At 64.0% G+C, this 18,971-nt stretch carries 18 protein-coding genes and 1 riboswitch; of the genes, 9 read left to right on the forward strand and 9 right to left on the reverse strand.

Annotation, left to right across the window (positions count from 1 at the left end; all coding sequences use genetic code 11):
* Positions 1–10: 10 nt before the first annotated feature.
* Genes JLZ96_RS18915 through JLZ96_RS18935 form a run of 5 tightly spaced genes read right to left on the reverse strand, consistent with a single transcriptional unit; the run spans position 11 to position 6,184 of the window.
* Complete coding sequence (locus tag JLZ96_RS18915) at positions 11–1,375, reverse strand: MFS transporter (RefSeq protein ID WP_057473266.1); 1,365 nt, start codon at positions 1,373–1,375, stop codon at positions 11–13.
* A gap of 52 nt (positions 1,376–1,427) precedes the next feature.
* Positions 1,428–2,945, reverse strand: coding sequence for a mannitol dehydrogenase family protein (locus JLZ96_RS18920; protein ID WP_201010954.1), 1,518 nt, complete (start codon positions 2,943–2,945; stop codon positions 1,428–1,430).
* 4 nt (positions 2,946–2,949) lie between these two features.
* Complete coding sequence (manD, locus tag JLZ96_RS18925) at positions 2,950–4,167, reverse strand: D-mannonate dehydratase ManD (RefSeq protein ID WP_201010955.1); 1,218 nt, start codon at positions 4,165–4,167, stop codon at positions 2,950–2,952.
* Positions 4,164–5,171: a 2-hydroxyacid dehydrogenase gene (locus tag JLZ96_RS18930; RefSeq protein WP_201010956.1), complete on the reverse strand. Its 1,008-nt coding sequence runs from the start codon at positions 5,169–5,171 to the stop codon at positions 4,164–4,166. The genes manD and JLZ96_RS18930 overlap by 4 nt, the downstream gene beginning before the upstream one ends.
* Positions 5,168–6,184 (reverse strand): LacI family DNA-binding transcriptional regulator, encoded by a 1,017-nt coding sequence (locus JLZ96_RS18935; RefSeq protein WP_027497635.1) that lies wholly within the window; start codon positions 6,182–6,184, stop codon positions 5,168–5,170. The genes JLZ96_RS18930 and JLZ96_RS18935 overlap by 4 nt, the downstream gene beginning before the upstream one ends.
* A 153-nt stretch (positions 6,185–6,337) precedes the next feature.
* Between JLZ96_RS18935 and JLZ96_RS18940 the strand changes: the two genes are divergently transcribed.
* The 3 genes from JLZ96_RS18940 (at position 6,338) to JLZ96_RS18950 (ending at position 8,847) form a co-directional block, all read left to right on the forward strand.
* Entirely contained in the window at positions 6,338–7,267 is a 930-nt protein-coding gene (locus JLZ96_RS18940) for an aldo/keto reductase family oxidoreductase (RefSeq protein WP_236254156.1), read from the forward strand.
* Positions 7,268–7,452: 185 nt separating this feature from the next.
* Positions 7,453–7,806, forward strand: coding sequence for an STAS domain-containing protein (locus JLZ96_RS18945; protein WP_201010957.1), 354 nt, complete (start codon positions 7,453–7,455; stop codon positions 7,804–7,806).
* Positions 7,807–7,950: 144 nt separating this feature from the next.
* Positions 7,951–8,847 (forward strand): SDR family oxidoreductase, encoded by an 897-nt coding sequence (locus JLZ96_RS18950; RefSeq protein ID WP_032368240.1) that lies wholly within the window; start codon positions 7,951–7,953, stop codon positions 8,845–8,847.
* Here JLZ96_RS18950 and JLZ96_RS18955 read toward each other — a convergent pair.
* Both JLZ96_RS18955 and JLZ96_RS18960 read right to left on the reverse strand, forming a co-directional pair.
* The gene (locus JLZ96_RS18955; protein ID WP_201010958.1) at positions 8,840–10,462 is read right to left on the reverse strand and encodes an MFS transporter; all 1,623 of its coding nucleotides are present in this window, start codon (positions 10,460–10,462) and stop codon (positions 8,840–8,842) included. The genes JLZ96_RS18950 and JLZ96_RS18955 overlap by 8 nt on opposite strands.
* 78 nt (positions 10,463–10,540) lie before the next feature.
* The gene (locus JLZ96_RS18960) at positions 10,541–11,137 is read right to left on the reverse strand and encodes a TetR/AcrR family transcriptional regulator (RefSeq protein WP_230590987.1); all 597 of its coding nucleotides are present in this window, start codon (positions 11,135–11,137) and stop codon (positions 10,541–10,543) included.
* A 113-nt stretch (positions 11,138–11,250) separates the two neighbouring features.
* Between JLZ96_RS18960 and JLZ96_RS18965 the strand changes: the two genes are divergently transcribed.
* Positions 11,251–12,939: a nitroreductase family deazaflavin-dependent oxidoreductase gene (locus JLZ96_RS18965; RefSeq protein ID WP_201010959.1), complete on the forward strand. Its 1,689-nt coding sequence runs from the start codon at positions 11,251–11,253 to the stop codon at positions 12,937–12,939.
* A gap of 48 nt (positions 12,940–12,987) precedes the next feature.
* Entirely contained in the window at positions 12,988–13,476 is a 489-nt protein-coding gene (locus JLZ96_RS18970) for an SRPBCC family protein (protein ID WP_201010960.1), read from the forward strand.
* Positions 13,477–13,478: 2 nt separating this feature from the next.
* Here JLZ96_RS18970 and JLZ96_RS18975 read toward each other — a convergent pair whose 3' ends face one another.
* Positions 13,479–13,748 (reverse strand): Rho termination factor N-terminal domain-containing protein, encoded by a 270-nt coding sequence (locus JLZ96_RS18975; protein WP_027497643.1) that lies wholly within the window; start codon positions 13,746–13,748, stop codon positions 13,479–13,481.
* Positions 13,749–13,864: 116 nt separating this feature from the next.
* Here JLZ96_RS18975 and JLZ96_RS18980 point away from each other — a divergent pair, with 116 nt between their 5' ends.
* Positions 13,865–14,572: an enoyl-CoA hydratase-related protein gene (locus JLZ96_RS18980; protein ID WP_057473259.1), complete on the forward strand. Its 708-nt coding sequence runs from the start codon at positions 13,865–13,867 to the stop codon at positions 14,570–14,572.
* 17 nt (positions 14,573–14,589) lie between these two features.
* Here JLZ96_RS18980 and JLZ96_RS18985 read toward each other — a convergent pair whose 3' ends face one another.
* Complete coding sequence (locus JLZ96_RS18985; protein ID WP_201010961.1) at positions 14,590–15,618, reverse strand: LLM class flavin-dependent oxidoreductase; 1,029 nt, start codon at positions 15,616–15,618, stop codon at positions 14,590–14,592.
* Between the two features lie 176 nt (positions 15,619–15,794).
* Positions 15,795–16,019: riboswitch (cobalamin riboswitch) on the forward strand.
* Between the two features lie 125 nt (positions 16,020–16,144).
* Between JLZ96_RS18985 and JLZ96_RS18990 the strand changes: the two genes are divergently transcribed.
* The 3 genes from JLZ96_RS18990 to JLZ96_RS19000 are packed head-to-tail and all read left to right on the forward strand — an operon-like array spanning position 16,145 to position 18,971.
* On the forward strand, positions 16,145–17,182 hold the full coding sequence (locus tag JLZ96_RS18990) for an iron ABC transporter permease (protein ID WP_201010962.1): 1,038 nt from the start codon (positions 16,145–16,147) through the stop codon (positions 17,180–17,182).
* Positions 17,182–17,955 (forward strand): ABC transporter ATP-binding protein, encoded by a 774-nt coding sequence (locus JLZ96_RS18995; RefSeq protein ID WP_032374496.1) that lies wholly within the window; start codon positions 17,182–17,184, stop codon positions 17,953–17,955. The genes JLZ96_RS18990 and JLZ96_RS18995 overlap by 1 nt, the downstream gene beginning before the upstream one ends.
* Positions 17,952–18,971 carry an ABC transporter substrate-binding protein gene (locus JLZ96_RS19000; protein ID WP_201010963.1) on the forward strand — a complete coding sequence of 340 codons (1,020 nt, stop codon included), beginning with the start codon at positions 17,952–17,954 and terminating at the stop codon, positions 18,969–18,971. The genes JLZ96_RS18995 and JLZ96_RS19000 overlap by 4 nt, the downstream gene beginning before the upstream one ends.

Here is an 18,971-nt window from a genome sequence, read left to right on the forward strand (position 1 = left end):
GGTGGGCAGGTCAGACCCGGTCGAGCACCGGATCGGTTGCGTTGGCCGGATCGGTCAGATCGCGATCCCGAGTTTCCGGTGCGAAGGTTGCGGCGACGAGCACCGAGACGGCCATGATCATCATGTAGACCGCGACCGGCACCCAGGATCCGGAGAACGCGGTGATCAGTGCGGCGCACAGCAGAGGAGCGATTCCGCCGCCGAAGACGGACGCGAACTCGCGGCCGAGAGTGACTCCGGCGTACCGGTATCGAGCCCCGAAGATCTCGGGGAAGTAGCTCATCGTGACACCGACGGCCCCCTGGCACGCCAGGATGAATCCGATGATCATCACCAGGGTGATCAGTACGTGCGAACCGGTGCTGAGAGCCATGAACGTGGGAACCGGAAGAACGACGAGCAGGCTGACGATACCGATGTACACGGGCTTACGACCCACCTTGTCCGACAACCATCCGAAGCCCCAAGCCGCGATGCCGCCGCAGATTGCGCCGATGAGCAGAACCTTGGGTATGAACGTGGGATCGACGCCGATGTCGTTCTTCATGTAGGAGGCCATGAACACCTGGTACGTGTAGGACTGAGCGCTGATGCCGACGGTCATGAACATGACGATGAACAGCGGTCGCTTGCCGTTGGTGAACACCTCTTTCACCGGCGCCTTGGGTCGCTCCTGTGCCGCCTTCAGTTCCTGGAACACCGGTGACTCGTTGAGCTTGCGTCTGATGATGAACGCGGCCACTGTGACCAGGATGCTGCTCAGAAACACCATCCGCCAGCCCCAGGACATGAGCTGGTCGTCGGGAAGCAACTGGGCGAGGATCCAGGCGATTGCTCCGAGAGCGGTGCCGAGCGCCGCGCCGGTCATGACAAGAGCGGCCAATCTGCCACGCTTTCCGATCGCGGCCGTTTCCGTCAGAAGCGTTGCGCCACCTGATTGTTCGGCACCAGCGCCGAAGCCCTGGAAGAATCGGCACAGGACCAGCAACACCGGGGCCAGTAGTCCCACCTGCTCGAACGTCGGCAGCAGACCGATGGCCATGGTCGCGCCGCCCATCAGCATCAGCGTGGCGACCAGAACCCACTTGCGACCGAGCCGGTCACCGTAGCGTGAGAAGAACAGTCCACCCAGTGGCCGGGCGAGGAAGCCGACGGCGTACGCGCTGAAGCTGGCGATGATGCCGGCCGCCGGAGAGATGTTGGGAAAGAACAACTTGTTGAAGATCAGCGCGGACGCCGTGCCGTAGATGACGAAGTCGTACTGTTCGAGTGTGGTTCCGATGAGGCCGGCCCACGCTGCGCGTCGTACGGCGGAAGGATCATGTTGGGCCGGAGCGATTCTGGGAGAATCTGACGGTTCTGTGGTCGTGTCCATGGTTGTCCTCGGGTGAGTTTCGGCCTCGGCCGAACGAAGGAAGGAGAATGAGTCAGTCGAGTGTGGTCCGGGATGCCGTGACGACGGGGCGGAGCGAAGAACTCGCCGCTTCGACGGCTGCGGCCATCGGACCGTGACGAACAACAGTATCCATCAATTCCGCTGTGCGTGTGATGAATTCGGGAAACTGCGCCAACTCGATGGGGAGTATGTCGCCGCGTTCGAGAACCGAGCGGACGAAATCCTCACTGGACGCTGCCGAAGCGGCAAGTCCTGCCAAACGCGCACGTGCAGGGTCGGCCATCGCATGCGCATGCGGGCCCGGGTCGAAACCGTCGGGCGGGCACACGCAGCAGAGATAGGCGGCGATGGTCAAGGAAAGGTGTTGCGGTACAACACCGTTTCGTAGGTGGTGGAGCGCTGGGTCCGGGATCCTCTGCGCGAGCTTCGCCGAGCCGTCCGAACCGACCTGCGCGGTCTTGTGCCCCAGAGCGGAGTTGGACCACCGCACGAACAGCTGGGCGATGTAGTCGTCGATATCCACCCCGTCCGGAACGGGCACGGTCGGGAGGTATTCGTCGACCAACACCGCTCGAGCTGCGGCCTCCACGAACGGGCGACCGATCGAGTCCGGAATTGTCGCGCGACCGTCGAGTGCGCCGAGATAGGCAATGAGAGAGTGGGTTCCGTTGAGCAGTCGAACCTTCATCAGTTCGTACGGTTCGACATCCTCGGTGAACACGGCACCACCGGCTTCCCAGCGGGGACGTCCTGCGGCGAACTCGTCCTCCATCACCCACATCGTGAACGGCTCCGCCGGCACGGCAATGGTGTCCACAGCGCCCAGCTCGGCGGTGGACTCGGCGTCGTACAACGCACTGCTGGACGGAACGATGCGATCGACCATGGAGTTGGGGAACGTCACCGCCGCCGCCAGCCACTCGAGCACGTCGTCCGCACCGCAACGGTCCAAGAACCGACGCACGAGTGCAGCGGTGCGATCACCGTTCCCCAACAGGTTGTCACAGCTGGCCACGGCGATGGGGGCCCCGTGCGTTCGTGCCCGCATCGCCAGAGCCCTCGCGAGCTGCCCCACCGTGGTCGTCGGCGTTTCCGGCCGCTGCAGGTCCTGTTGCACTGCAGTCGATTCGAGGTCGAGGGAGCCCGTCCGGGACGACAGCGTGTAGCCCAACTCGGTGACGGTGATCGTCACGATTCGGACGTCCTCGTCCGCAATGGCCCGTACGACGGCGGCGGGGTCGTCGGCGGCGACCATGGCTCCCGTGTGCGCTCCGGGCACGCTCACCCTCGAACCCGACGGCGATATCTCGACGACGCCGTAGAGCAGTTCCTGAGCGAGCATGGCATCGACAATCGTCCGAGATCTGTTCGCTACACCCAGAATTCCCCACGAGCCGCCGTCCTGTGCCAGTGCCGCAGCTGTGTACACGGCCTGATGCGCGCGATGGAAGTTGCCCAGCCCCAGATGGACGATTCCGGTGCCGTCCGGTCGTGCTGGGACGGCCCCCGAGCAAGCGAGTGCCGAACGAGACAGTCTGGATTCGCTCATCTCGTCACCAGTCCGTCATCGAGCCGTCGAGGCGACGAGCGACCGGGAGATACGCGGGCTCGTACGGGTACCGCGCGGCCAACGACTCGTCCATGTCGACGCCCAGGCCGGGGGCGTCACCGGGGGTCAGGTAGCCGTCCGCGAACGACCATGCGTGCGGGAACACCTCGTCGACCAGTGGGTCGTAGCCCATGAACTCCTGAATGCCGAAATTCGGGGTGGCCATTCCGAGGTGCACGCTCGCGGCGAGGGTGATCGGCGAGACGTCGGAGGGCCCGTGCGGTCCGCAACGAACCTGGTGTACCTCGGCCAGCGAGAAGATCTTTCGGACATGACTGATACCGCCGGCATGGGCGATGGCCACCCGAATGAAATCGATCAGCTTCTCGGAGATCAATTGCTGGCAGTCCCAGATGGTGTTGAACACTTCACCGATCGCGAGCGGGGTCGTGGTGTGGTGACGCACCAGCCGCAGGGCGCTCTGATCCTCGGCGGTGGTGACGTCCTCGAGCCAGTACAGATCGACGTCCTCGAGCGACTTGCCCAGTCGCGCAGCCTGTTGCGGTGTCAGTCGGTGGTGCGCGTCGTGCAGCAACTTGAGCTCGGATCCCACGTGTTCGCGCACCTCTGCGAGCACCCCGGGAACGTGATTGAGGTAGGCATCGGTATCCCAGACCTCCTCGACGGGAACGGCACCACGCCCTGCGGGTTCGTATCCCCGCGCGCCTCGGTGCACTCCGTACACCGACTCCAGGCCGGGAACACCCGATTGGGCCCGCACGGCGCGAAAACCCTGTGCTCGACGTCGATCGACGGAATCGATCAATTCCGACGTGTCCCAGCCGGTGGCGTGGGTGTACGAGAGAATGCGGTCGCGGACGGCTCCACCGAGCAGCTGGTAGACGGGTTGCCCGAGGGTTTTGCCCTTGATGTCCCACAAGGCGAGGTCGACGGCACCGATCGCGGCCATCGTCACCGGCCCACGGCGCCAGTAGACACCGCGGTAGAGGTATTGCCAGGTGTCCTCGATGCGTGCGGGATCTCGGCCGATGAGAAGCGGCGCGACATGATCTCGCAGGTACGACGCCACCGCGAGTTCCCTGCCGTTCAAGGTCGCGTCGCCGTAGCCGACGACGCCGTCTGCGGTGGTCACTTTGAGCGTGACGTAATTACGAGTGGGGCTACAGACGATGACGTCCGCAGCGACGATCTTGTCGGTCACGAGCGCTCTGCTTTCTCCGTGAAGTTTCCTCCCGCAACGACATCGGTCAACGGTTCGCGCGCGGCGAGTCGACCGATGTTGGCGGTGATGTCGTCGACCCGACCCTCGAAGGTTTCGCGTGTGATGCCGGAAGAATGAGGTGTCATCAGGACGTTGTGCAGCGTGTGGAACGGATGCCGCGAGGGGGCACCGATGCCGTCGGCCGACGGGTAGTCGTACCAGACGTCGATGGCGGCGCTGCCGAGCGATCCGGCGGACAGGGCGTCGAACAGTGCATCCTGCTGCACGAGGGGGCCGCGGCCGACGTTGATCAGCACGCCGTCCGGTCCGAGAGCTGCAAGTTCGGTGTCGCCGATCATGCCGGTCGTGCGCTCGTTCAGTGGTGCGGACACCACGACGACATCTGCTTCGGTCATCAGGTCGGACAGACGATCGGTCGCTGCGGCCCAGGCCAATCCGTTCTCGGCAGCGTTCACCGATCCGCTTCCTGTGACCGCGATACCCCGGCAACCGAAGGCCCGCAGCAACTGCCACGACTGCGCGCCGATATGACCGAAGCCCACGAATCCCACCGTTGCCGAACCCAGCGAAGTCGACTGCCGAAGCGTCCGGTCGTACACCGGCGACGCCCACCGATCCTCTCGCATGAGGCGGTCCTGGCCGAGAAACCCGCGCCGAAGCACGACGGCGGTGGCTACGACGTATTCGGCAATCGAGCGTTCGTGGTGAAAAGTGTTGGCCACCAATGTCCGAGCGCTCAGGTCGTCGAAGGAAACGCCGTCCGTGCCTGCCCCCGCAACGTGCACCAGCTGCAGATCGGGTGCCGCCTCCGCCAGAACGGCCGGGAACTTTCCGCCGACATACACGGTCGCATCGGCGATGTCCGCGACGAGTGCATCGACGTCGAACTTCTCGTGCCACGACAGCTCGATATCGGAGGCGACTCGGCTCTCGAAGCGGCCACGATGCGGTAGGAGGTTGGAATCTGCGATGACGACCTTCATTTCGAGTCGTCCTTTCCTGGTGCGAGAGTGCGAATCCGAGCGGGCCCCGATGAGCCGCGGACCACGAGTTGGGTAGGGAGGTGGATGGTTCTGGGCGACGACTCCGGTTCGGCTGCCCGCTGGAACACCAGATCGGAGGACACCAGACCTGCACGGCCCATCGGAACGTTGATACTCGTCAGAGCGGGATGCGCGAGTTCGGCCAGGGGCGAATCGTCGATGCCGATGACGCTGAGGTCTTCCGGTACTGCCAGGCCCATCGACCGGACCCCGTTCATGACACCGATGGCCATGGGGTCGTTGTGGGTCATGACGGCGGTCGCACCCGTGGCGACGACGCTGGCAGCCGCAGCATGGCCGCCGGCCAAGGTCTCCTGCTGCCACCCCAGTACATCGAGCACAATTCCTCGTGCTGCACAGAACTGTTCAACGGCGTCGACGCGTCGCTCGTTGGACCACGATTGCGGCGATCCCTGGACGTACGCGAGATGCGTGTGACCGAGAGCTGCCAGGTAATCGACGGCCTGCCGGATACCGTCCTCGGAATCGGCCACGACACAATCGCATTCGCTGGAGGATCGGTTGACCAGCACCAGCGGTGTGTCGCCCGCCAGCTGCACGATGTCCTCGGCCGGTAGTCGTGGAGCACAGACGATCAGAGCGTCGACTCGGCCCTGCAGGTCACCGATCACTTCACGCTCACGGTCTGCGCTTCCGTCGGTGTCGGTGAGGACGATGGTCTGTCTGCGATGCCAGCCCTGCGCTTGCGCGGACTTGACGAAGCTGGCGAAGACGGTGTGGCCGATGTCGGGTACCACGACTGCGACCGTCGTCGCCGAGACGCGGGTGTCGGAGGAGCGCCCCGAGGCCGCGACATAGCCGATCTGGTCGGCGACGGCGATGATCCGAGCCAACGTGTCCGCCCCGATTCGATCCGGGTTGCTGAAGGCGCGCGATGCCGTCGACAGCGACACACCTGCTCGTTGTGCGACCTGCGTGAGCGTGGGTGCCACGGTTCACCTCCTGGGTTCTTTGTGATGCCGAGCACAACGATGGCAGAAGTTGCGCAATATTGTCAACGCCTTGCGCAACAGAGGCCCGGGCGTACTGGGTCCGCGGTTTGACACACTCGACTGCGACCACGTCCGCACAGAGGGAGACTCACCTTGCGCACCTTCACGCACCCCCAGACCGGCACAACCGTGTCGAGCATCGTCCTCGGGTTCATGCGCATCCTCGATCTGGACGACGACAGGATTCGCAGGTTGGTCGACACCGCCCTGGACGTGGGTGTGACCGTCTTCGATCACGCCGACATCTACGGCGGCAGACCCCACGGGTGCGAGGAGCGCTTCGGACAAGCGGTGACACTCACTCCGTCGCAGCGTGAGCGCGTCAGCATTCAGAGCAAGGTCGGCATTCGCGACGGCTATTTCGACTTCTCGGAAGACCACATCGTGTCGACCGTCGAGGGTTCGCTCTCGGCTCTCGGCGTCGATCATCTCGACACCCTGCTGCTGCATCGACCGGACAGCCTGGTCGAGCCCGACGAGGTCGCGGCGGCATTCGACACACTGCACACGTCGGGCAAAGTGCTCGGTTTCGGCGTTTCCAATCACACTCCCGGTCAGATCGAATTGCTCGAAACAGCAGTCACACAACCACTTCTGTTCGACCAAGTGCAGTTGAGCGTCGTCCATTCACCGCTGATCGCTGCGGGCCTGACCGCCAACATCGGCGCGCTGGACCAGTCGGTGGATCGTGACAACGGGTTGCTCGACTACGCGAGGGCGCGGGGCATCACCGTGCAAGCGTGGTCGCCACTCCAGAGCGGGACCTCGTCGGGTGTGTTCGTCGGAGATCGCGCGAACTACCCGGCCCTCAACGATGCGCTCGACGACATTGCCACCCGATACGACACGACACCGGCTGCGATAGCGGTCGCGTGGATAACACGCCACCCGGCCGACATTCAGGTGGTCCTGGGGACCACCACGCCGGATCGGATAGTAGAGGCCGCTACGGGGTCGGACATCCGCCTGACCAGGGCGGAATGGTACGGCCTGTTCCGCGCAGCAGGTCACACACTGCCCTGATGCCGGGCATCGGGCTGTGTTACCTCGCCGTTACCAAGTAGCGACGAATCCGTGATGTTGCAGGCTCGGTTCGGTGATGTTGCGCTGTCAGGATTACGGGACAGCGTGCACCGGAACCTGCAGCCCTCGGGTTCCACACCGAGCACGCCGGTTCGATAGGCCACCCGAACTGAGAGGTTCGCACCGTGACTGTTTCCGATTTCACCGATGTTCGCTCCACCGCCCCCGACCGACGCCACTCGATCGGTATCGAGTCCTACTCCCCCGATCTGACCGTTGTTCGCGCCGTCGGCGAGCTGGACATGAGTGCACGAGCAGATTTGGTGAACGCCCTCGACGGCGCCCTACGGGGCAATGCAGTTGTGCTGCTGGACTTGTCGGCGGTGGACTTCATGTACTCGGGTGCCGCGAGCGCGATCGTCGATGCTGTCGAACGTTCCGACGGACGCGTCGAGGTCTTCGCTCCTACCCGGCCGGCGCGCCGAGTGCTCGATGCGGTGGGTGCGAGCTTCATCGGGGAAGATCCCTCCGCGCGCTGATTCGCAAGGTTTGCGTGGAGGTACAACCGGCAAACCTCATGTGGACAGCGACTCCAGTCGGTAACGACCGTGAATCGTCTCGAGAACTGGGGCGGCTTTCGTTTTGCCGCAATGGGTCCTCTTCACACGAGGCAAGGATCGACAATGTCCGACCAGTTCACCAAGAGCGACCCCACCACTGCTTTCTCCATGCCCGATCGGGACGACCAGCCCGAGCTCGAGCATCCGGGATTGACTCGCGACATGGTCACCGCACCGGATCACGGCGAGAAGTCGTACCGGGGTTCGGATCGGTTGCACGGCCGAAAAGCGTTGATCACCGGTGGTGATTCCGGGATCGGACGAGCTGTGGCGCTGGCATTCGCGCGAGAAGGTGCCGATGTCGTCATTGCTCATCTCGAATCCGAGGGCCCCGATGCCCAAGCGACCGTCGACCTGATCGAAGCCGCTGGGCGGTCGGGCCGAGCGATCGCCTGCGACCTCACCGACGAAACGCAGTGCACCAAGTTGGTCGACACTGCCGTGGAGGTTCTCGGAGGCCTCGACATCGTCGTCAACAACGCCGCGTTCCAGATGGCCCAGATGGGCGGCATCGCCGATATCACCACCGACCAGTTCGACCGTGTGCTCAAGACCAACTTGTATGCCTTGTTCTGGATTTCGAAGCACGCCGCCGCCGTCATGGGTGCGGGCTCCACCATCATCAACACCACCTCGATTCAGGCATCGAATCCGTCACCGGAGTTGATGGACTACGCCACCACCAAGGCAGGCATCGTCGCTTTCACCAAGGGCCTGGCCGGCGACCTCGCCGGCCAGGGCATTCGAGTCAATGCCGTTGCGCCCGGACCTATTTGGACTCCCCTGATTCCTGCGACCATGCCTGCCGAGAAGTACGGCGAGTTCGGCGAGACGGTTCCGTTGGGCCGCCCGGGCCAGCCCGCGGAATTGGCTCCGGCCTACGTCTTCTTGGCCTCGAACGAGTCCAGCTACATCACAGGCGAGACCATTGCGGTCACCGGGGGCACCCCGTTCAACTGATCTCGGGGTCTTCGGACTTCGACGCCCGCCACGCCAACAGCACCCCGTCTCCTTCGGGTCGCCGCCATGGCAGGAAGAGCGCCACAGCGAACGCGCATGCCATGGCGGCCCCGACGGTGACGAACGACGCGAGCTGAAATCCCTCCAGAGACGCGGCTTTCATCGCATACACGAGCTCCGCCTTCTGCGTCGCGAAGATCGGGTTGGTCGGCGCCTTGACGATTTCGATGACGCTGACGACGGTCTCACGGGCAAAGGCCTTCTGGTAGGGCTCCATGATTGCGTCGGGAATGGCGTCGATTCGGGGGCCCACTTTCGTGGTGTAGATCGACGCGACGATCGAGCCCAGCACCGCGACGCCGAGTGTTCCACCCACCTCACGGGTGGTGTCGTTCACCGCCGAGCCCGCACCTGCTTCGTCGAGCGTCACCGACGACATGATGGATTCGGTGGCCGGGCCTTGCACGATCGCCAACCCGAGGCCCATCAAGATCATCGAGACGACGACCGGTCCCAGGTACGGCGTTTCGACCTCGACCTGGCCCGCAATGAACATGCCGATGCTCATCACGACGAGTCCGAAGACGATGACGGCCGTCGTTCCGATTCGCTGCGCGATCAGTGTGGCCAGTGGTGCCCCGACCGCGATGGATACCGCGAACGGCAGTGAATGAACGCCGAACTGCAACGGCGTCAGTTCCATGACACCCTGAAAATACTGGGTGATCATGAACAGGAAGCCGAACATACTGAAGTACCCCACAGCAATGGCCAAGGCGGGCAGCGAGAATCGTCTGATTCGGAACAGATTCAGGTCCAGTACCGGAGACGGTGTTCGCAACTCCCACCACACGAACGCAGCAAGCGCGACGCATCCGGCGATGTAGCCTCCGATGCTCGCCGTTGACAACCAACCGTTGTGCGGCGCTTCGATGATCGCCCACACCACGACCGTGATGCCCGTCAAGGACAGCACGATTCCGACAGGGTCGTACTTGCCCACATGTTCGGCCCTCGACTCCGGAACGCAGGCCAGTGCGGCCACCAGAACGAGCAGGGCAACCGGAACATTGATCCAGAACACCGAATGCCACGAGAAGTGCTCCAGCAGAAAGCCGCCCGCTGTCGGACCGATGGCGATGGCGAAACCTGCCATCGCCGTCCACGCTGCGATGGCCAGCGCTCGCTCTTTGGCGTCGGTGAAGATATTGATGATGAGAGCCAACGTGGCCGGAAAGACCGCCGCCGCACAGACTCCCATCGCGGCGCGGGCGGCAACGACCTGCCCGAGGTCGACGGCGACCGCGCCGCCCACCGACATCAGCCCAATGCCCGCCAGGCCGATGATCATCACCTTCTTGCGCCCGTATCGGTCTCCTAGGTGGCCGAAAGCGAGAAGCAATCCCGCGAACGTCAGCGTGTAGGCGTCGACCACCCACTGCAAGCCGCTGATGTCGGCGCGTAGCTGTAGCCCCATCGACGGCAGGGCGACGTTGACGACGGTGTTGTCCAACACAACGAGCAGTTCCGCTGCGCAGATCACGAGTAGAGCCAGATATCGGCCGCGAAGCTTCGTACCCTCTACGCGGTGTCGAGAAGTGGTGAGTGACGGCATGAGATCCCCTCCGGCTATGACAGGTGACATAGTTCCTGAGGGGAAAGTAACTGTAACTCGGCGTTATAGCAATAGACGCTATCGGGAACTCTGCCCACCCGCTGCGTCCAGGACCGCGTCGAGCAGAGCCAACAACTCCCCCTCCGTCCGATCCAGCGCAGTGGTCGATCGCTGCGCTTTCGCCACGATCAGGGCACCCTCGATCGCCGATATGGAGAACGTCGCGAGCGCCTGCGCCCGCTCTCTCGTCAACCCGTGCTGCCAGAGCGATGCGGCGATCGTGTCTTCCCACGACGAGAACGACTCACCGGCCGCGGTGACGGCACCGGGGGCATTCGCCCCCTCGAGTGCGGCAGGAGCAATGGGGCAACCGGACACGAAATCGGTGCTCGACAGTTCACTGCGAAAGCCCTCGATGATCGCGCGCACCGTCGCCGCCGGCCCGACCTGGGCCAACCCCTCGGAGATCATCGCCCCCATCACCGCACCGGCCGTTCGCGTTGCCTCCTCGACCAGTTGAGGCTTGCCCCGAGGAAAGTGGTGATAGATCGAGCCCCTCGGCGCACCTGCGTGCTCGATGACGTCGGCCAACGAAGTCGCTTCGACTCCACGCTGCCGAAACAACTGCGCCGCACTGCGCAGCATGTCCTCACGAGCACTGCTTCGATTCGCCATCCATCACCTTTCCGAACACGATCATTGACGTGACACCGAGTTACATCTACAGTCGCGTGTGACTATGACGGCAATCATATCCCGTCACGCTATCGCTGAACCGGAGTCACGCCATGCCCACCGAGACCGACGTCGTCGAACTGAGCACCCCGCTCCCACTCCCCTGCGGGCAGACCCTTCCGAACCGGGTGATGAAAGCGGCCTTGAGCGAGGGCCTTGGGACTGCCGAACACGCACCCGATACCCGGCTCGAAACGCTGTACCGCCGTTGGGGCGCGGGTGGCTACGGATTGGTGGTGACCGGCAACGTGATGGTCGACCGATCTCACCTGGGCGAACCCGGCAACGTCGTCATCGAAGACGACCGCGACCACGATGCGCTGGCGCGCTGGGCGAAATCGACCTCCGACGGTGGCGTCCCCATCTGGGTACAACTCAATCACCCTGGTAGGCAGGCCAATCCGATCGTCACCCGTGCCACGCCCGTCGCCCCGTCTGCCATCGCGTCCGGCGTACCCGGGCTACCGACACCGCGTGCGTTGAGCGAGAACGAGATTCGAGACATCATCGACAGGTTCGCCCTGGCCGCGTCGGTAGCGGAGGCGGCCGGCTTCGATGGTGTGCAGCTCCACGGTGCCCACGGATACCTGGTGTCCCAGTTTCTCTCACCACTGTCGAACCGACGCGAGGACGCGTGGGGCGGAGACCTCGACGGCAGGATGCGATTCGTTCTTCACGTCGTGCGCGCCATCAGAGCGGCCGTGTCCCCCGGCTTTGCAGTGGGAATCAAACTGAACTCCGCAGACTTCCAGCGCGGCGGATTCAGCGAAGAGGAATCTCGCATCACCGTCGAGCATCTCGTCGAGGAAGCGATCGATCTGATCGAAATCAGTGGCGGCAGTTACGAATCACCCGCGATGATGGGCACCTCCAGCACTCGCGATCGCGAAGCCTACTTCCTGGAATACGCCCACACGGTGCGCGACGCAGCCGGGAGCGTTCCACTTGCAGTGACCGGTGGTTTCCGCACCCGCTCGGTGATGAGTGCGGCCGTACGATCGGGAGAGTGCGACGTCGTCGGTCTCGGTCGCCCGACTGCTCTCGCCCCGGCAGTAGCCCGCTCACTGGTCGACGGCTCACTGGATCGGGTCGAGACTCCGCTCGTCGCGTTGCGAGTTCCGTCGAAAGCTGGTGCTTTCAAACAGATCAACGGCGCTCTGGACTTGCAGTGGCACACCGACCAACTGCAGCTCATCGGCGACGGAAAGCAACCCGATTCGGGACGCCCCGCCTGGCGAACAGCGATAGCAATGGTGCAGCGCAACGGCTGGGACGCGTTTCGCAGTCGGCGCGCCGGGGGCACCACGACAGCGTCCGCCGCAGCCGCGAAGTTCCGCCGGGAGCGGTGGATCGGAAAGCACGTCGCCAACCCGCTCGTGAACGGGCTGACGTCGGTCGGATTCAGAACATCGTTGGTCACCGACATCGAGACCGTGGGCCGTCGATCCGGTCTGCGCCGACAGGTACCGGTCTCTGCGTCGTTCGACCGGGCAGGAGCGTGGGTGATCTCCCAGCACGGAACCAGGTCCGGTTGGGGAGCCAACATCGGAGACGAGCCGCGTATCAGGATTCGCGTCGGCGATCGCTGGCGAGCGGGCACAGCTACGTTCGTGCCCGAGGACGACGTCAGTGCGCGAGCGCGCGCTTTTTCCGCGAACCCACTGTTCGGGCGGCTCATCGGCGCAGGTTTTCGCGCCCTCCAGACCGACCCGATATCTGTGCGGATCGATTTCACCGATTGACAGGATGAGTGCTCGACGGTGGATCGTCGCACGACGCATAATGACCCGATGGCACCGATACCCACGGGCACGCTGCGCGAGACCGAGACCGGCTACGCCCTCGAGCTGAGCCGAACCGTCGCCGCGTCACGAGAGGATGTGTGGGCCAGCCTCACCGAATCCTCTCGGACCGCGTTGTGGTTCGGGCCCTGGGAACGGGTGACGGACGACAGCATCCGCGTCATCATGATCTTCGAGGACGGCGAACCCGTCGCCGACATGGCGATCGACGCCTGCGAGCCGCCCCAACGACTGGCCGTCCGTATGTCGGACGAGGGCGGCTGGCCGCTCGAGGTCAGGCTCACCGAGAAGGGCCGCGACACACTCGTCGTGCTGACCCACGGCCTCGACAGCACGGACGGCATCGGCGACATAGGTCCGGGCTGGGAGTACTACCTGGACATGCTGATCGCATCCAGGGACGCCGCACCGCTGCCGAGCTTCGACGACTACTACCCCGCACAGCAGGAGTACTACTCGTCTCTGCGGCCGGAATGACGTCAGTGATTGCGTAACGCTTCGATCAGCTCTTTCTTGTTCAGCTTGGAGTAGCCCTCCAGGCCGATCTCCTTCGCTCGATCGGTCAGTTCGTCGACGGTCCAGTCCTCGTACGATCCGGACTCGCCGCCCTTCTTGCCTACGTTCTTCCTGCCCTCGTTGGCCGCGGCATTCGAGATGCGCGCCGACTTCTCCTTCGAGTTTCCTTCGTCACGGAGCTTCTCGTACAGATCCTGGTCCTTGAGCTGGGGCTGGTCATCGTTGGTGGGCATGCTGGTCCTCCGTTCGATCGTTTGTACTGATACAACTACCCGGTGCTCCCGCCGGCAAACACACTTGCCTTCTGTCGCTGTGGGGTAGAACAACGAAAGCTGGGTACCTTCGGGACATGCCTTACCTGGATCGTGTCGCGGACGTGTTCGTATTGAATCTCGGCACTCGCGACGTGGAGGACACCGAGAACCGGATGGGGCCGGATTGGGTGGCCGAGGTCAACGCTCAGCTCGACGAGGTAGAAGCCAGTAGTGGCCCGACTGCACTGGTCACGACGGCCACCGGCAAGTACTTCTCCACCGGAGTCGACTTGTCCTGGGGTGCCGAGAACCTGGACCAGATCAACCGGTTCATCGGAACGGTGCAGGAACTGCTGGTGCGGTTCTTGACCCTCCCGATGCAGACGGTGGCGGCCATGCAGGGGCACACCTACGGCGGTGCCGCATTTTTCGTCATGGCACACGACTACCGCGTCATGCGCTCCGATCGCGGCTTCCTGTGCTTTCCTGGCGTCAACATCGGTGCCACCTACAGCCCGGGAACAGTCGACATGGTCCGAGCCAAGCTCGCACCGCACACGTTCCACGAAGCACTGACCACGGGCCGACGCTACGGCGGAGTGGACGCAGCCGCCCTCGGCTTGGTGGACGCAGTGTCCACCGAGGATCGGCTGCGTGACGACGCACTCTCGAGGGCAACGGATTTGATCGGAACCCGCGGGCCCGTACTCGGCGAAATCAAGCGCACGATGTACGCGAGCGAGATACGTTCGCTGTCCACTCCGGTCGCCGGTGTGGACGAAATGGAATGGGCCGCGAACTGATTCTGGCTCGCTGCCGCTTACGCGTCGGCTACCAGCGGAGCGACCTCGGTACCGAGGAGCTCGATGCCGCGCAACAGATCACCGTGGGCGAGACGCGGATTGGTCATCTGCAGTGACAGTCGATCCACACCGCCGAGTTGCTCGCTTACCCGAACGATCTTGTCGGCGACGGTTTTCGGGTCTCCCATGAAGAACGCGCCGTTGGGTCCCGACGTAGCGTCGAACTGCTGTCGGCTCGGTCGAGCGAACCCGCGCTCGCGAGAGATCTTGGTGAACATCTCGTTCCAGCCCGGGTAGATGGTGTTGGCTGCCGCCTCGGTGGTGTCGGCGACGAATCCGAACACGTGCAATCCGACTTTCAGCTTCTCCGGCGCGTGACCCGCTTGCGCGCCCGCGCGCCGATACAGGTCGACGAGCGGCGCGAACTGGCGCGGCTCTCCGCCGATGATGGCGATCATCAGGGGTAGGCCCAGAAGCCCTGCACGAGCGAATGATTCGGGGGTTCCGCCGACACCGACCCAGATGGGTAGCGGATCTTGCAGCGGACGCGGATAGATCCCCTGACGGTTCAGCGCCGGCCGGTGCCGGCCGGACCACGTGATCTCCTCGTTGTCGCGAATCTGCAGCAGGAGATCCAGCTTCTCGGCGAACAGGGAGTCGTAATCGGCCAAGTCGAGTCCGAACAGTGGGAAAGACTCGGTGAACGAGCCTCGGCCGACCACCAAATCGATCCGGCCCTTCGAGATCAGGTCGAGAGTGGCGAACTCCTGGAACACTCGCACCGGATCGTCGGCACTGAGTACCTTGACCGCGCTGCCGAGCCGGATGTTCTCGGTGCGCGCGGCTGCTGCGGCCAGAATGATCGACGGAGCGGAGTCGTAGTACTCGCTGCGATGGTGCTCACCGATGCCGAACGAGTAGAGACCGACCTGATCCGCGAGGGCGATCTCCTCGAGTAGGTGCCCCATCCTCTCCTCCGGCGCGATGACGCGGCCGTCGGTCGGATCGGTCACGGAAGAGACGAAGCTGTCTACGCCCAGGTGCATTGGGTACCTCTCGATTCGGGATGGACGAACCCATCAGCGTCGATGAAGGTTCAATTATTCCAGTGGACGGTGGGCAGAAAACTACTACTCTCCCCGACGCTTCGCCTCATCCGCCGCGAAGTACATCCGCTGACTTGCACCGAAGCCGACCGACACAACGCGTCACGCATGAGCTGTTATCGTGCGTGGGCGTTGGTTTTCGATGGCCGTGCTGGTCATCGGATCGTAAGAGGGAATCCGGTGAAAACCCGGAACTGCCCCGCAGCGGTGAGTGGAAACGACCGCGGTCATCGAGCACTGGGATTCGTCCCGGGAAGCGACCGCCAATAGGAGTCGTCCGAGAAGGTGGTCGGATGGCGTGTCCGCGAGTCCGAAGACCTGCCACCGCGGCTGCGCCGCCGGCGTGGTCGCCTGTCGATCCCGAGGGACACGGTCGACGAGGTCGTCGTTCGCGCTGCGCGGATTCGCCTCGGAAGCCGTGCTTTTCGCAGGTCGCCAGGTCAGGGATCAGCGGAGAAAGTTGCGCATGCAGTCCAGATCGGTCCTGCCCCTCACTGTGCTCGCCGCCGCGATCTGGGCGGTGTCTGCACTCTCGGCACTGATGTTCGGGGCCGCGCACATCCCGGCAACCGACGCGATGGGCTACCTGTGGGCACAGCTGTCGGGCGGCACGATCGCCGTCAGCGATGTCCCCGACTACCGCATCGTCGTCGATTCTCGGCTGCCTCGGGTGTTGCTGGCGACGGTCATCGGAGCAGGTCTGGCTGTGGTCGGACTGGTGGTGCAGGCGATGGTGCGCAACGCACTCGCAGATCCCTACGTTCTCGGAATCTCGTCGGGTGCATCGGTAGGCGCGACGTCGGTGGTCCTGTTCGGCACCTTCGGTGCCCTGGGCATCTACGCGCTCTCGAGCGCAGCGTTCCTCGGCGCACTCGCCGCAACCGCCCTCGTGTATCTGATGGCACGCTCCCCGGTAGGGCTGGTGCCACTGCGCCTGGTCCTGACGGGTACCGCGTTGGGTTACGGATTTTCAGCAATGACCACCGTGCTGATCTTCCTGGCACCTCAGGGCGACGGCGCTCGCAGTGTGATGTTCTGGTTGCTCGGCAGCCTCGCCGGTGCCACCTGGGCCAGCGTCCCGCTGGCCGCCGCCGTCACCGTGGCCGGAGTAGCCGCGACCGCTCTGACGGCCCGCAGACTCAACGCGCTGTCGATGGGAGACGAAGTCAGCGCGGCACTGGGCTTGAACGCGGCACGTCTACGTCTGTCTCTCTTCGTGACATCCGCAGCGATGACAGGGTGCTACGTGTCGATCTGTGGCGCAGTGGGATTCGTCGGTCTGGTCGTCCCTCACGTAGCACGGTTACTGGTCGGGGCCGACCACAGCAGGCTTGTCGTGATCACCCCGGTCCTGGGTGCGGCTTTCCTCGTCACCGCAGATCTGGTGTCCCGAACGGTTCTACCGCCGCAAGAGCTCCCCCTGGGGGCGATCACCGCGGCAGTCGGAGTTCCGGCGTTCGTGCTGCTGATGCGTCGCCGCGGCGCGATGATCGGCGACCGTTGATGCGCGTCGACTACGCCGACGTCGCAGTCGATATCGGCGGCACCCGCATCATCGACGACATCACCATGAGCCTGGACGCCGGCAGCATCGTCGGCATCGTCGGCGCGAACGGGAGCGGCAAGTCGACACTGCTGCGGTGCCTGTATCGAGCGACCGAGCCCTCGACCGGACGCATCGAGGTAGGTGGCCGCGACATCACCGCAATCACCATGCAAGAGAACGCACGTCAGGTCGCAGCACTCACCCAGGACTCCTCGATGCACTTCGACTTCACCGCACGCGAGGTCGTCGCCACCGGACGTCTTCCACACAACTCCACGTTAGGACGCAACCGCACCCGCGACGACGACGCGTGCGCTCGTGCCTCGACCGTCGCCGACGTGGAACATCTGTTGGACCGATCGTTCCTGTCCCTGTCCGGAGGCGAACGCCAACGTGTTCTGATCGCACGGGCTTTCGCCCAGCAACCGAACGTGCTCGTGCTCGACGAACCCACCAATCACCTCGATATACGACACCAATACGCAGTGCTGAGCGCCGCTGCGAGCCTGCAGATCACCGTGATCGCCGCGCTTCACGATCTGAATATCGCCGCCCAATTCTGCGACCGCTTGGTCGTACTTCACGCCGGCCGCATCGTCTGTGCGGGTTCACCCGATGATGTCGTGACCGAGAAGGTGCTCTCGACCTGGTTCGGGATCGGCGGACACATCGTCACCCACCCACGCCTGGGAGTTCCCCAGGTTCTCTTCGACGACAAGGACACTCGATGACCCACCTCTTTCGCCGGCCTCGCACGATCGCCATTGCCGCGACCGCTGTTGCAGCACTGGTCAGTTCGTGCGGAGCCCAGGTCGACACAGCCACCGAGCAGGGTGGCGATCAGGTGACGGTCACCAACTGCGGCGAGCCGCTGACCGTGACCGGTACCCCACAGCGGGTACTGACCAACGATACCGGCATCACCGAGATGATGTTCGCCCTCGGCCTCGCCGACCGCCTCGTCGGATACACCAGCTACCCGGGCAAGGAGCGAGACATCGACTCCTCGCCGTGGAAGAGCGACTTCGACGCGGCACCGGAACTGGCCGACGCCTTCACCCGTGAGGTGATTCAGTCGGCGAACCCGGACTTCGTTTTCGCCGGCTGGAATTATGGCTACAAGGAGTCGACCGGTGTGACTCCCGATTGGATTCGCAGCATAGGCGCAGTTCCCTACCAACTCACCGAAGCATGCCGGCAACCCGGCAGTACTGCACGCGGAGTCATGGAGCCCCTCGACGCGCTCTACACCGACCTACGAAACCTCGGCGACCTCTTCGGAGTTCCTGACCGGGCCGACCGACTCGTCACCGACTACGAGAACCAGATCGGTGCCGCGAACGCCGGGGCTCCGGACGGCCGAGACCCGGCGCGGGTGTTCCTGTTCGACAGCGCCGATCCCGAGCCCTTCACCTCCGGCCGCACCGCAGCTCCGTCGCAGATCATCCGAGAAGCCGGTGGCAGCAACATCTTCGACGACCTCGACGATTCCTGGACCACCGCGTCCTGGGAAGCCGCAGCCCACCGCGACCCCGAGTTCATCGTCATCGTCGATTACGGTGCCGGACCGTCGAATTCGGTGGACGCCAAGATCGCGCAACTACGTGCACAACCCCTGATGTCCGGCACCACCGCCGTACGTGAGAACAACATCATTGCCCTCCCCTACGCAGCGCTCGTCGAAGGACCACGCAACCCCGCCGCCGTCACCACGGTGGCGGACTTCCTCCGATCCAAGGGCCGCTGA

The sequence above is a fragment of the Rhodococcus sp. NKCM2511 genome (assembly GCF_014905595.1).
GTDB lineage: Bacteria > Actinomycetota > Actinomycetes > Mycobacteriales > Mycobacteriaceae > Rhodococcoides > Rhodococcoides fascians.